Source organism: Pseudopedobacter sp., from assembly GCF_040392825.1.
Taxonomy (GTDB): Bacteria; Bacteroidota; Bacteroidia; order Sphingobacteriales; family Sphingobacteriaceae; genus Pseudopedobacter.
Window position 1 is genome coordinate 1 of sequence record NZ_JBEBVH010000093.1, and the last position, 13,595, is coordinate 13,595.

16 protein-coding genes are annotated in these 13,595 nt (G+C 33.8%); 11 read left to right on the plus strand and 5 right to left on the minus strand.

Annotated elements, in window-relative coordinates; all coding sequences use genetic code 11:
- Nucleotides 1-210: 210 nt before the first annotated feature.
- Together ABWO41_RS08435 and ABWO41_RS08440 are read left to right on the plus strand one after the other, a co-directional pair.
- Nucleotides 211-360, plus strand: a complete 150-nt coding sequence (locus ABWO41_RS08435; protein WP_353136382.1) for a hypothetical protein — start codon at nucleotides 211-213, stop codon at nucleotides 358-360.
- Between the two features lie 110 nt (nucleotides 361-470).
- Nucleotides 471-1,841, plus strand: a complete 1,371-nt coding sequence (locus ABWO41_RS08440; protein WP_353136385.1) for a dipeptidase — start codon at nucleotides 471-473, stop codon at nucleotides 1,839-1,841.
- Nucleotides 1,842-1,942: 101 nt separating this feature from the next.
- On the opposite strand, the gene ABWO41_RS08445 is transcribed toward ABWO41_RS08440, so the two are convergent.
- The 3 genes from ABWO41_RS08445 to ABWO41_RS08455 are packed head-to-tail and all read right to left on the minus strand — an operon-like array spanning nucleotide 1,943 to nucleotide 3,584.
- Entirely contained in the window at nucleotides 1,943-2,539 is a 597-nt protein-coding gene (locus ABWO41_RS08445) for a hypothetical protein (RefSeq protein WP_353136388.1), read from the minus strand.
- A complete protein-coding gene (locus tag ABWO41_RS08450; protein WP_353136391.1) occupies nucleotides 2,526-3,020 on the minus strand; it encodes an RNA polymerase sigma factor in 495 nt (164 codons plus the stop codon). Before ABWO41_RS08450 ends, ABWO41_RS08445 begins: the two co-directional genes overlap by 14 nt.
- Before the next feature lie 60 nt (nucleotides 3,021-3,080).
- Nucleotides 3,081-3,584 (minus strand): hypothetical protein, encoded by a 504-nt coding sequence (locus ABWO41_RS08455; protein WP_353136394.1) that lies wholly within the window; start codon nucleotides 3,582-3,584, stop codon nucleotides 3,081-3,083.
- A gap of 58 nt (nucleotides 3,585-3,642) precedes the next feature.
- Here ABWO41_RS08455 and ABWO41_RS08460 point away from each other — a divergent pair, with 58 nt between their 5' ends.
- The 9 genes from ABWO41_RS08460 to ABWO41_RS08500 all read left to right on the plus strand — a co-directional run bounded on the left by ABWO41_RS08460 (nucleotide 3,643) and on the right by ABWO41_RS08500 (nucleotide 11,096).
- Nucleotides 3,643-5,022, plus strand: coding sequence for a dicarboxylate/amino acid:cation symporter (locus tag ABWO41_RS08460; RefSeq protein ID WP_353136397.1), 1,380 nt, complete (start codon nucleotides 3,643-3,645; stop codon nucleotides 5,020-5,022).
- On the plus strand, nucleotides 5,019-5,510 hold the full coding sequence (locus ABWO41_RS08465) for a hypothetical protein (RefSeq protein ID WP_353136400.1): 492 nt from the start codon (nucleotides 5,019-5,021) through the stop codon (nucleotides 5,508-5,510). Before ABWO41_RS08460 ends, ABWO41_RS08465 begins: the two co-directional genes overlap by 4 nt.
- An 82-nt stretch (nucleotides 5,511-5,592) precedes the next feature.
- Entirely contained in the window at nucleotides 5,593-5,904 is a 312-nt protein-coding gene (rplU, locus tag ABWO41_RS08470; RefSeq protein WP_013632297.1) for a 50S ribosomal protein L21, read from the plus strand.
- Between the two features lie 54 nt (nucleotides 5,905-5,958).
- Nucleotides 5,959-6,219 carry a 50S ribosomal protein L27 gene (rpmA, locus tag ABWO41_RS08475; RefSeq protein WP_353136404.1) on the plus strand — a complete coding sequence of 87 codons (261 nt, stop codon included), beginning with the start codon at nucleotides 5,959-5,961 and terminating at the stop codon, nucleotides 6,217-6,219.
- Between the two features lie 134 nt (nucleotides 6,220-6,353).
- On the plus strand, nucleotides 6,354-6,905 hold the full coding sequence (locus tag ABWO41_RS08480; protein WP_353136407.1) for a HEAT-like fold family protein: 552 nt from the start codon (nucleotides 6,354-6,356) through the stop codon (nucleotides 6,903-6,905).
- A gap of 79 nt (nucleotides 6,906-6,984) precedes the next feature.
- The gene (locus tag ABWO41_RS08485; protein WP_353136410.1) at nucleotides 6,985-7,431 is read left to right on the plus strand and encodes a 3-oxoacyl-ACP synthase; all 447 of its coding nucleotides are present in this window, start codon (nucleotides 6,985-6,987) and stop codon (nucleotides 7,429-7,431) included.
- A 3-nt stretch (nucleotides 7,432-7,434) separates the two neighbouring features.
- Complete coding sequence (locus ABWO41_RS08490; RefSeq protein WP_353136412.1) at nucleotides 7,435-7,839, plus strand: DUF2721 domain-containing protein; 405 nt, start codon at nucleotides 7,435-7,437, stop codon at nucleotides 7,837-7,839.
- 90 nt (nucleotides 7,840-7,929) lie between these two features.
- Complete coding sequence (locus ABWO41_RS08495; RefSeq protein WP_353136415.1) at nucleotides 7,930-10,269, plus strand: TonB-dependent receptor; 2,340 nt, start codon at nucleotides 7,930-7,932, stop codon at nucleotides 10,267-10,269.
- A gap of 11 nt (nucleotides 10,270-10,280) precedes the next feature.
- Nucleotides 10,281-11,096, plus strand: a complete 816-nt coding sequence (locus ABWO41_RS08500) for a DUF4249 domain-containing protein (protein WP_353136418.1) — start codon at nucleotides 10,281-10,283, stop codon at nucleotides 11,094-11,096.
- 64 nt (nucleotides 11,097-11,160) lie between these two features.
- Here the strand turns inward: ABWO41_RS08500 and ABWO41_RS08505 are convergent, their stop codons facing one another.
- Nucleotides 11,161-12,195, minus strand: a complete 1,035-nt coding sequence (locus ABWO41_RS08505) for an LLM class flavin-dependent oxidoreductase (RefSeq protein WP_353136421.1) — start codon at nucleotides 12,193-12,195, stop codon at nucleotides 11,161-11,163.
- A gap of 59 nt (nucleotides 12,196-12,254) precedes the next feature.
- The gene (locus tag ABWO41_RS08510; protein WP_353136424.1) at nucleotides 12,255-13,349 is read right to left on the minus strand and encodes an MBL fold metallo-hydrolase; all 1,095 of its coding nucleotides are present in this window, start codon (nucleotides 13,347-13,349) and stop codon (nucleotides 12,255-12,257) included.
- Nucleotides 13,350-13,595: the final 246 nt, after the last annotated feature.

Here is a 13,595-nt window from a genome sequence, read left to right on the forward strand (position 1 = left end):
CATCTCTTGACTACATAGTTTTCTAAGGTATCTATTATAATTAAAATTTTCATCAAAAAGTAAATAATAATAATATTAATTTTTGATTAAAAATAAATCTTTAATTCTTATTATATTTTATATAAATGTTTGTTTTATTTTCTTTTTTTAAATATTTGTGTTTAATATTGTTAAATAATAAAATATGTAAACATTTAAAAAATATATAATATGAAAAAGTTATTACTAGCATTAGTTGTTTTAGGAACTGTTTTATCAACTTCTTGTACTAAGGAATCAGAAGTAGCACCGGAGAAAAAAGAATCTTTACCTTATAATCTTCAAGGTGGTCCTAGAAAAGATTTAGGGGATTATGATTAATTGTTTTATACAATTGTAAGAGAAAGAGCGAATGTAACAATTCGCTCTTTTTTTATGTTTAAAACAATCCTCCTCTTAGAAGTATTATATTTGTCTAAATACTGAAAACTATGCAATCTATAAAAAACTATATTGAGGAGAATAAGTCCCGTTTCCTGAACGAGCTTTTTGACTTATTAAGATTTCCTTCCGTAAGTGCAGATCCTGTATATAAAAACGATGTTTTAGCTACTGCTGATTTTGTCGCTCAGAAATTGAAAGATGCTGGTGCCGAAAGTGTAGAAGTTTGTCCAACAATGGGCTATCCAATAGTGTATGGAGAGAAAATTATAGACCCGGCTCTTCCAACAGTCCTTGTATATGGCCATTATGATGTTCAGCCCGCGGACCCGTTAGAATTGTGGCATACACCTCCATTTGAACCAACGGTTCGTGACGGGAAAATTTTTGCCAGAGGTGCCTGCGACGATAAAGGTCAGTTTTATATGCATGTAAAGGCGTTTGAAGCCATGATGAATACCAATAATCTTCCTTGTAACATCAAATTTATGATAGAAGGGGAAGAAGAAGTTGGGTCTGATAATCTGGGTAAATTTGTTGCGGGAAATAAAGAAAGGTTAGCGGCAGATGTTGTCCTGATTTCCGATACTTCGATGATCAGTATGGAGACTCCATCTCTCGAAACTGGTCTAAGAGGATTGTCTTATATGGAAGTTGAGATTACAGGACCTAACCGCGATTTGCATTCTGGAGTTTACGGTGGTGCAGTAGCTAATCCGGCTACAATTCTTTGTCAGATGATAGCTTCTTTGCATGACGAAAATAATCATGTTACGATTCCTGGATTTTATGATGGTGTAGTTGAATTGACGCAGCCAGAGAAAGAGGAACTTAATGCAGCTCCATTCGATTTGGAAGAATATAAAAAAGATTTAGAAATAGACGAGGTCTGGGGCGAGAAAGGTTATTCAACTTTAGAACGCACAGGAACAAGGCCAACTTTAGAGGTTAACGGAATTTGGGGCGGTTATACAGGCGCAGGGGCAAAGACCGTATTGCCCGCTAAGGCATTTGCCAAAATTTCTATGCGTCTGGTTCCTGGGCAGGACTGGGAAAGAATATCAGATTTATTCAAAACTCATTTTGAAAATATAGCTCCTGGATCCGTAAAGGTTAAAGTAACCAAACACCACGGTGGTGCTCCATATGTTACACCTACAAATTCTCCTGCCTATCAGGCGGCCTATAAAGCAATAGAAGAATCATTTGGGAAAGCTCCCGTTCCAACAAGAGGTGGAGGTTCTATTCCTATAGTAGCATTGTTTGAAGAGGAGTTAAATATAAAAACGGTACTAATGGGATTTGGGTTAGATAGCGATAACCTTCATTCTCCCAACGAGAAATACGATATCTTTAATTACTACAAAGGCATCGAAACTATTCCTTTGTTTTATAAGCATTTTTCGGAACTGCAAAAGTAAAAACTGCTCATTATAAAACGCTGACAGGGTTATCTTTGGAATCCAAATTTACCCTGTTAGCATTATGGTCATTTCTATCGACTTCTAACTAAATTCTCTTATTATTCTGCTGAAAGCTGATTTTGTAACCGTTCAAGTTCTGTAAGCATTTCCTTAAATCTTTTTTCTTCTTTCTGTATGTACACTTTTCTGATAAAGAATGATGTGATTAAAAACCATCCGATAAGGAAAGCGATGGCAACGACAATTAAAACCGAATCGAGGTGATTGAAGAATTCTATAAAGTAGAGCAGCATTGCAATTCCGATTCCCGAAGAGTAAATGTAATAGTTTAACGTATTTTGCTTATATCTGGTTCTACGGAAATCTTTTACAAACTGGATATGCTTTTCTGGTTTTTCGAGAAGTGAGTCGCTTCCCAGAGATCTTAAGCTTTTGATTTGGTTGTATATGTAAAAAATACAACAGCATTCTATGATAAAAATAGCTAAATGTGTTGTCAGATATGTGAAATCTGTGTTTATCCAAACCAGGGCAATACATATTGCAGCAAATAACATCAATAAAAGCTCTATCCATATTTTATTTCTAAATACGTTCCTGGACTTTTTGTAATTAGCGATAACCTCTTTATAATCTATATTTGGGTTAGTTCTTTGGCTATTCCAGATATTTAATAATGAATCAAAGTCTTTCATGTTTATTATATAACTCGGTAAGCTTGTTTTTAATTCTATGTATTTTTACCCGAAGATTCCCTTCAGAAATTCCTGATATTTCTGCTATTTCCTGATAGGGTACTTCATCCATCACCATGGTGATAATCAATCTGTCTGTTTCTTCCAGTTGTGCAATACATTTGTAAAGCACTTTAACCTGTTCTTCTTTTTCAGATATATCTTCTTTGTGGTTTTCTATAATATTTGGAGTCAGTTCATCTTTTTGCTGTCTATTTTCTTTCTTAAGGTAGGTAAGGCAAGTGTTCACAGCGATTCTATATATCCATGTCGATATCATAGATTGATTTCTGAACTTATCCAGATTTTGCCAAACTTTTATGAAGGTTTCCTGTAGCAAATCGTTCGCACTATCCTCATCGTTAGTATAACCATAGCATAAATGATATATTTTTTTTGAATTGGCCTGAAAGATTTCTTTAAAGACTTGCTCTTGGGTCATTTATAAAAAATTATAACATTTAGAGGTGTTAAAATGAGAGTTGTTACAACAACTCAAAAATTAATCTAAAGATATTTTGTGTTCCTTAATTTTTTGTAATAAACTTTCCATCTCTTTGTTGTAATCAAATTGCAAATCTTCATCCAGTTTTTCTATACTTTTTTGCGATCTAACAAACTGCCTGATGAATTTGATTTGCAATGCTTTTTGCTTGGTCCTTTTATTGTGTTTTTCTTTATATTTATGTCTTAATATTATTAGTTTTTCTGCATCCTGTTTTTTATCAGATACAAATTTCAAATGCTTATTAATAATGCGTACCAGTTTTCTAAGCGGTTTTATCTTAGAATAATCTGAATAAGGCAATTCGTCAAAAGTTTCGGTTACTATTCCCTTAATTTCGTTAATATATTGGTCTGTATCATGTTGGTAGAAGAGTAGAAAATTCAGAAATTCCTTGTTTTCTACTTTATATTTAGCCAACCTGGTTAAATGTGCTGTAAGTTCTTGTATTGATAAATGCTGTAGCTCTTTCTTCAGCGTGTTCAGCTTGGGCGTTTCCATTTCGATTTGTCTAAATGCACAATTTAATTATTTTTGTTGCTAAACTTAAAAATACTGCATGAAATTCAGCAAAAGCTTACTGTTTATTTTTTTCTCTATAACAGTTGCAGCAATTATCTCATTTCTTCATCATTATAATTTAGGTTCGATCTCCGACCAGGTCGCCGTTGGAGCAAGATGGTTTGGTGTTTTGGGACTTATAACACTCGGTTTTAGAAAAAAGACACTTACGGCCTGGATATTAATTGCTATGGTTATTGGCGTTGAAATTGGGCATGATTATCCGGAGATAGGTGTTAAACTTCAGGTTCTGAGTAAAATATTCCTGAAATTAATTAAGACTATTGTAGCGCCATTACTTTTTGGGACCCTGGTTTATGGAATTGCCGGGCATTCAGATCTGAAACAAGTTGGCAGAATGGGATGGAAGTCTTTAGTTTATTTTGAGATTGTAACTACACTTGCGCTTTTTATAGGCCTGGCTGCAATCAATATTTCGCAGGCAGGTGCAGGAATAAAGCAACCGGAGGCTATTTTAGAAGAATTACCTGATGTGAAAGCTCAATCTTTTAATGATGTGCTTTTACATGTTTTTCCGGAAAATATAGCAAAATCTGTTGCAGACGGAGAGGTGCTTCAAATAGTTATTTTTAGTATTCTTTTTGGTGTAGCATTAATTCTTGTTCCAGAAAGTAAAAGAAAACCGATGGTTGAGTTTTCAGAAAGCTTATCTGAGGTTATGTTCAAGTTTACCAATATAGTCATGTATTTTGCGCCAATTGGCGTGGGGGCGGCAATTGCATATACGGTAGGACATATGGGAGTTGGAGTTTTGGTTAATTTATTTCACTTATTAATGACATTGTATGTTGCGCTCATTGCATTTATTCTGCTAATTTTGCTGCCCATTGCATTAATTGTAGGTGTACCCATAAAGAAATTTATAAAAGCTGTGGCCGAGCCAATTTCTATTGCTTTTGCAACTACAAGTTCGGAAGCTGCCTTGCCCAGAGCAATGGAAGCTATGGAGAGAATAGGTGTTCCACGAAAGGTTGTAGCTTTTGTTATGCCAACAGGTTATAGTTTCAATTTGGATGGAACAACACTGTATTTAGCTCTTGCTTCTATATTTGTTGCGCAAGCTGCCGGAATGCAAATGAGTTTTGGACATCAGCTTGTGATAGTTTTTACATTGATGTTAACCAGCAAGGGGGTAGCTGGTGTGCCTAGAGCGTCTCTGGTGATTTTATTGGGAACAGCAGCTTCGTTTGGAATGCCGGTTTGGCCAATTTTTATCATTATGGGAATAGATGAATTAATGGATATGGCCAGAACATCGGTAAACGTTTTAGGAAATTGTTTAGCGACAGTTGTAGTGGCTAAGTGGGAAGGTGAATTCGATAAAAATGCAGATCACACAGAAATAGAAAAAATATGAGTAACAGAGGAAAGAAGATCTTTTTAGCAATTACCATTATCGTACCTTTTGTACTTTACTGTACTTATTACTACGGTAAAATGATAAAAAATGCACCGTACAAGTTTACAGAATTTGAGTACATTACCTTGAAAGCTGGTATTGGTGAAAAGTATGAGAAAATATATAATTCTAAATCTCAGGAATATCAATATATTAACCTTAGCGATTCGTTAGTGCGAAAGAAAGTGAAGTTAAATAAAGACGACTTATTGTATTTGCATAGGAAAGCAGCAGAGCTGGGATTCTGGGACTGGCCTTCGAAAATGTTAGGTAAAAAGGACGATTCTCCAAGGTATTATTTAGAATTTGCTTATCAAAGAAAAAAGAAGGTAATAGAACTGGATGCGGATTTTAATGAAAATATGAAACTAAAAGACGCTGCATTACAGTTAATTAAAACAGTAGAAAAGAGTATTGACGAGGCTGACGCCAGAATGAAACAATAGAAAATATCTTTATTTTCATTTGTTTTAATGGATGTAATTCTTATATTTGCACCTCAAATTAAATAAACAAAACTTATTAACAATGTACGCAATAGTAAATATAGCAGGACAGCAATTTAAAGTTGCTAAAGACCAGCATCTTTTTGTACACAGATTACAAGGTGATGAAGGCGCTACTGTTGAATTTGACAATGTATTGTTAGTTGAGAATGAAGGTAAATTTACAGTAGGAACTCCTGCGGTAAATGGCGCTAAAGTTTCTGCTAAGATCGTGTCTCATTTAAAAGGAGATAAAGTAATCATTTTCCATAAGAAAAGAAGAAAAGGTTACAAAAAGAAAAACGGACACCGTCAGTTCTTCACTAAAATACAAATTGAAAATATTTCAATATAAATTAAAATCGATTGTTAACTCGTTAAACATCAGTTTAACATAAAGATATAAACAATGGCACATAAGAAAGGGGCGGGTAGCTCGAATAACGGTAGAGAATCGCATAGCAAGCGTTTAGGTATCAAAATCTTTGGTGGTCAATCGGCTGTTGCTGGTAACATTATCGTTCGTCAAAGAGGTACTTTACATCACGCAGATAAAAATGTAGGTGTTGGAAAAGACCATACTTTATTTGCTCTTATAGATGGTAAAGTAGTTTTCAAAAAGAAAGCAGATAACAAATCTTATGTATCTGTAATTCCTTTCGAAGCTTAAGAATTTAAAGTTTTAACTTTTGAAGCCTATCCATTCCGGATAGGCTTTTTCATTTTTAAATCTACCGGAAATGGAATATAACTAAGTAAATTGATATTTTAGAGAACTGAAATTTATCCTTTATTATAAAAGTTTTGACACTGCAAGAACTGGTAGATATTTTAAAATCAAATCATTCCAAAAAGGATATTTTAGATTTAGCATCTAAAGTAAACAGGAAGATCGTGAAGATAAGAGACATATACAATCTATCTTTAGAGCATGATGATCCGCAGGTCGTTTTTAGAGCTGCATGGGTCTTAGAAAATGTATATGTTTATTATCCAAGTGCTTTTGATAATATTCAGCGTCTTTTTTTGAGAGATTATTCCAAACAGAAAAACAGAAGTGCTCAAAGAATTTATTCTAAAATAGCTATGCATATATCACAGCCGGTACAATCGTTTATGAACCAGGTCAAACACGAGAATTTAGACACTTTGATAGAAGGAAGCTTTGATTGGTTAATAGATCCCGAAACACCAGTTGCTATACAATGCAATTGCATGGATGTACTTTGTAATTTGTCTAAAAAGGAAGATTGGATTGCAGGTGAACTCCGAAATATTTTGGAACAGAATCTTCTTTCAAATTCTCCAGCACTTTTATCCAGAACAAAATCTGTTTTAAAGAAGTTAAAGCATTAATTTTTGGCATTTTTGTAAGTTGTTCATAATTGAAATGCAAAATACATCAGACAGTACAATTTAAAACCCTGTATTTATAATGGTTGTCGATAAAAAACATATAGTAGATACCGGCTTACGATTACTTTTAACAAAAGAAGAAGATTTAAAGTCTATCATATTTAATTTAAGAGCATCAAACAACGATACTAAAAGTAGTATGGGAGATAAATATGAAACATCAAGAGAGATGCTTCAACAAGAAATTAATATGCTTGAACGACAGCTTTCTGAAATTCAGAAACAAAAAGATATTTTTTTAAAGATAAGATCAGAAAATACTGATACGGTAACTCTAGGCGCTGTAGTGTCAACCTCAATAGGAAATCTTTTTATCTCTGCAGGTATAGGTGAAATTAAAATGGGAGACCAAACAATTAAAGCGATATCAATAAACTCACCGCTGGCGCAGAATTTATTGAATAAACGTATAAATGATACATTCGCATTAAACGGGAAAGAATTTACTATCCTGAATATTTACTAAAATATGGAACTGACAACACCAGCATTACTTTTTTCGGCTATTTCGCTTTTGTTATTGGCATATACAAATAGATTTTTAGCTTTAGCGAACTTGGTAAGAAGTATAAAACCATTATATCTGCAAAGTAAAGAACGGCGATTACTTGCCCAGATAGAGAATTTAAAAAAGCGGATATTTCTCATAAGGAATATGCAGGGTTTTGGAATTTTAAGCTTTTTCTGTTGTGTACTGTGTATGTTTTTGCTTTATTACGATTTAAATATTATAGCTGAATATGTTTTTGGAGTTAGCCTGCTTTTATTAATGGTTTCTTTGTTTCTTTCGTTTCGTGAAATTCAGATTTCTGCAAATGCATTGAGAATAGATTTGTCAGATTTAGAGGGACTAACGGAAAATAAGACAAAATAGTTTGTAACAATTTCCAAAAAGCATCGTCATTATAAATGTTGTAATGTTGGTTTACTTTTAAGATTTATTTAGAGCAGTTTACTTAATTTTATGTTTAGAATTCTTACCATCAAAAAAACTCATCTCTTTCTATTCTATTCTTTTCTATTTAGTACTTCCGTTGTAAGGGCGCAACAGGCCTATACAATAAGTGGAATTATTACAGATAAAGAAACCGGAGAAACTTTAGTTGGTGCAACCGTTAAATTAGTTGGTACCAAACAAGTAGGAACTGTATCAAATCCTTATGGATTTTATTCTATTAGCGTTCCGAAGGGAAATTATGAGATTATTATCAGTTATATAGGTTACACTTCTGTTAATCAGCAGATTCTAATAGATAAAGACATCAAGTCGAATTTTCAATTAATTTCTTCGACACAATTGCAGGAAGTAGTGGTTAATGCAGAAAAACGGAATGAAAATATTGCCAATCCACAAATGGGAATAGAAAAACTTAATGTAAAAGACATCAAAAATATTCCTGTGTTGTTTGGCGAGCGTGATATTCTTAAAACTATTCAGTTATTGCCGGGTATTAGCTCGGCAGGTGAAGGAAATTCTGGCTTTTATGTTCGTGGGGGCGCAACAGACCATAATTTAATCTTATTGGACGAAGCGCCGGTTTACAATGCTTCTCATTTATTGGGATTCTTTTCAACTTTTAATTCTGATGCTGTTAAGGACGTTACGGTTTATAAAGGAGGTATGCCAGCACAGTATGGAGGCCGATTGGCTTCTGTTCTGGATATCAGGATGAATGACGGTAATAAAAATGATTATACAGTTGAAGGAGGAATCGGACTAATTTCTTCTAAAGTGAAACTTGAAGGGCCAATATCTAAAGGCAAAAGCTCTTTTATGTTGAGTGGAAGGAGAACTTATGCCGACATGTTTTTAGCACTTTCTCCAGACTCGACAATGCATGGAAATAAGCTCTACTTTTACGATTTTAATGCTAAAACCAATTTTATTCTAAATGATAGGAATACCATTTTTGTTTCGGGATATTTTGGCCGGGATAAGTTGTATGTTAAGAATGCCTTTGGCTTCGACTGGGGCAATGCAACGGCGACATTACGCTGGAATCACATATACTCGAACAGATTATTTGGTAATACGTCATTCATTTATTCAAATTATGACTATAGAATTGAAAGTTTAATGGAAAGTAATGACTTTAAGGTGGCTTCCGTTATCAGGAATTTCAATCTTAAACAAGATTTTCAATATTCGTTAAATAATCATAATCTGAAGTTTGGCCTAAATGTAATCAGGCATACTATAGATCCTGGAAAGATAACTTCAAGCGCATCTTCTAGCATTAATGAAAGTAAAATAGAGAATAGAAAAGGATTGGAAAGCGCTGTGTATGTTTCCGATGAATGGAAAGCTTCCGACAAATTTACTTTTGCTTATGGATTGAGGCTGAGTTCTTTCATGATGCTGGGAAAAGGAACTTTCAATACCTATGATGAAGATGGTGATATTGTAGAAAGTAAATATTATGGTAATAATGAGGTAGTTAAGTCTTATCTGAATTTGGAACCGCGGGTATCTGCCAGCTTTCAATTAGACGAAGATAAATCAATAAAAACGTCTTTTACCAGAAATACTCAAAACCTGCACCTGATGTCTAATTCTACAACTACATCGCCAACAGATATCTATATCATGAGCAGTAACAATACCAGACCTGAGATTGCAGACCAGATCGCTTTAGGGTATTTCAATAATTTTAGTAATAACAATTATGAGTTTTCGGCAGAATTATATCATAAATGGATGCAAAACCAGATTGACTATAAGACGGGTACCGATTTGAGAGGAAATGAAAATGTGGAAGCAGATTTATTATACGGAGAGGGCAGGGCTTATGGTCTGGAGCTTTTTCTGAAAAAGAAATATGGAAAATTCAACGGCTGGATTGGTTATACATTATCAAAAACAGAAAGAAAGTTTGATGGAATAGATAACGGGCGATGGTTTAATGCAAAACAAGATAGAACACATGATATTTCTATAGTAGGTATATACCAGGCAAGCGAAAGATGGGTTCTATCTTCGGCATTTGTTTACAATACAGGTAATGCCATATCTTTTCCGGAAGGGAAATATCAGATAGGAGACAATACAGTATTCTATTATGCAGAACGAAATGGTTATAGAACTCCTTCATACCATAGATTAGATGTTTCTGCAACTTTAGAAGGAAAGCAAAAAAAGAACTATCAGTCTAGCTGGTCTTTTGGAATTTATAATTTATATAATCGTAAAAATGCTTATTCAATAGATTTTAAAGAGAAAGAGAACGATCCGACCAGAACTGAAATAGTTAAAACATCGTTATTTGGTATAATACCTTCGGTTACGTGGAACTTTAAATTTTAGATCAGCCCAATATGAACAAAACAACAATATTTCAATGGACTTTTGCTTTTTTTTGTTTGATTTCTTTGTCTTCATGTGAAGAGGTTATAGACGTAGATTTAAAAGAAGGCGAATCTAAGGTAGTAATAGAAGCAAATATTACCGATGAGAGTAAAAATCAGCTCGTTAAAATTACAGAAACAGTTCCTTTTAAGAATGAGTCGGCAATAAAAAATTTAAGCGGGGCAGTCGTTACTGTGGAGCAAGAAGGTGGAAGTGTTTATAATTTTTCGGAACAGGCGCCGGGGGTTTATATATCTACTAATGTTTTTAAGGGGGAAGAGGAAAAATCTTATTTTCTGAAAGTATCTGTTAATGGTAAGACTTATTCAGCAAAGTCTGTTATGCCTAAAAAAGTATTGCTGGATTCGCTTTCCATAACAGAAATTTCCGTTTTTGATGAAAAAGCAAAATTTTTGAAATTACACTATCAGGACCCTGAGTATAAGGGAAATTCTTATAGGTTTGTAATTAAAAATAACGGAACCCTTTATCGAGGATTTTATGTAGAGAATGATAAGTTTAATAACGGAAGATATGTAAATAGTACTGTTTACACTGATGACCCGGAGATAAAAGAAGGAGACGAAATTGAGGTTGAATTCCAAAATATAACACCCGAAATATACCGTTATTTTTATTCAATCGCTCAAATTACCGGATCTGGTGGACCACCAGTAGGAGCAAGTAATCCGGTTTCTAATATTGATAATGGTTCTTTAGGATATTTTAGTACGCACACGATACAAAAAACAAATTTTCAGGTAACGAAGTTTAAAAATCCTTAGATAATTGAATAGATATTAACGGTAAAGTCCACAAATTTAATATTTGTGGACTTTTTTTAGTCTTCTATTTGTTTAGATGCTTTTTTACTTCCGGAGCGACTTTTGTTCCAAATAATTCGATAGCTTTCATAGTATCTTTATGTTCCGGGCCGCCTACATCAATATGTGCTACAAACCTTGTAATGCCGAATAGCTCATGCATATAAAGTATTTTGTCTGTCACTTCAACAGGATCTCCTATGAATAATGCACCTTCTTTTCTTCTTCCGGCCTCAAATTGTTCTTTCCTGAACGGAGGCCAACCTCTTTCTTTTCCAATTCTATCCATCTGATCTGCATAATAAGGATAATAGCCATCTGCAATTTGCTGACTGTTTTCGCCTACAAATGTATGAGAATGTATGCCAATCTGCATTTTAGAAACATCATGTCCGTGTTTTTGATACTCTTCTTTATATAATCTCACTAGTGGTTGGAATTGATAAGGATAACCTCCAATGATAGCTATAATTAATGGTAATCCTAATTTTGCTGCCCTAATTACAGATTCTGGAGTGCCACCAACTGCAATCCAAATGTTGAGACCATCATTTAGTGCTCTGGGAAATATTCTTTGGTTGGTAATGGAAGCCCTAACAGTTCCTTTCCAATTGATAACTTCGTTTTTGTTGATATTGAGTAACAGATCGAGCTTTTCCTCAAAAAGGACATTATAATCGCTTAAATGATATCCGTAGAGTGGAAAAGATTCTATGAAGCTTCCTCTTCCTACCATAATTTCTGCCCTTCCATCCGAAAGCAGATCTAATGTAGCAAAGTCTTCATAAACTTTAACCGGATCTGAAGAACTTAAAACAGTAACTGCACTAGCCAATTTAATGTTTTTGGTTACTGTAGCAGCTGCTGCCAATATCATTTCCGGACTTGAAACTGCATAGTCTTCTCTATGATGTTCGCCCATACCAAACACATCTAAGCCTACCTGGTCTGCAAGTTTTATTTCTTCTATAACTTCTTTAATTCTTTGATGAGCTGAAGTATGTTTGCCTGTGGTTTTATTTTTAGAAACATCTCCGAACATTCCAATTCCTAATTCCATAGCTTTTTAGTTATTTGATATACAAATCTTTGTTTGAAACAGTTTTGAGAAAAATGAAATTACTTCAGCCCTTCCCACCAATATTTATAAGTCTGGTTTTCCTTACTCATAATAACGGGCTGTCCGATTAACGGGGTAATTACATTAATTCCTTCCTTTTTGCTTAAAATACAAACTTCTTTTAATGGCTCGTCCCAATTATGCAGTGCTAATGCAAATTTAGACGAATGAACAGGTATAAATGATTTCGCTTTTAGATCCTTCGCTGCTTTTACCGTTTCTTCAGGTAAGGTATGAATATATTTCCATTTCCAATTATATTGTCCGTTCTCTAAAATGGCAAGATCGAAAGGACCATATAAATCACCTATTTTAGCAAAATGTGTATCATATCCACTATCACCGCCTATAAAAATTCTTTTTGTTGGAGTATTTAAGACAAAAGACACCCATAAAGACTGGTTTCTTTTAAATGTTCTGCCAGAAAAATGTCTGGCAGGAGTTGTAATAATATTAAACCCGTCATCTAGTTGAGTCTTATCAAACCAATCTGTTTCAAATATTTCGTTTTCAAATCCCCAGTATCTTAAATGAGATCCAACACCCAAGCCACAGATTATTTTATTGAGTTTTGGTTTTAAAGCCAAAATGGTTTCATAATCTAAATGATCCCAGTGATCATGAGTGATAAATAAATAATCTATTTTCGGAATATCATCTACTGTATAAATATCAGAACCTTTAAAAGATTTCATGGTTCCGGGAAGGGGAGATGCATTTCCGCTAAAAACCGGATCCACTAAAATACGTTTACCATCTATCTGCATAAAATAGGAGGAATGTCCAAACCAAACTAAAACGTTTTGGTCTTTTGGAAGATTCATTAAATCTGTTTTAATAGATGGAAGAGAATCTATTGGCTTTAAATGTTCTTTTTTTCCGAAGAAAAAGTCTTTAAAAACATCGTAATAAGTCACTCCCTCTGCAAGGTCTGGTGTAAGACTTAAGTTTTGGAATGAGCCGTTTTTAAAGTTCTTAGATTTTTTGATTTTTTCTAAACTGATTTCATCAGGCATGCTGCCAAATTTAGCAAGCTTAGTATATCCAAAGAATAGAATAATCAAAAGGATAATTAATGATAATAAAAATAACATTGTTTTCTTTAACAAATCTTTATGTTTTAATTTTTGATAAAGATAGTTTAAGTGCAGAGGAAAAGATGTTGTCGAATTGTAAATAAAAAGGGCTTTTAAAAGCCCTTATAAAATGTTAGTATTCAAATGTGCCGTGTTCGCTTATGATAGTCACTTTTTTAGTTTCGGAAGCTTCAACCCGGCCTACAATTTTAGCGTCTATTCCAAACGATTTTGATATTTCTATAATATCGTTTGCTATGGATT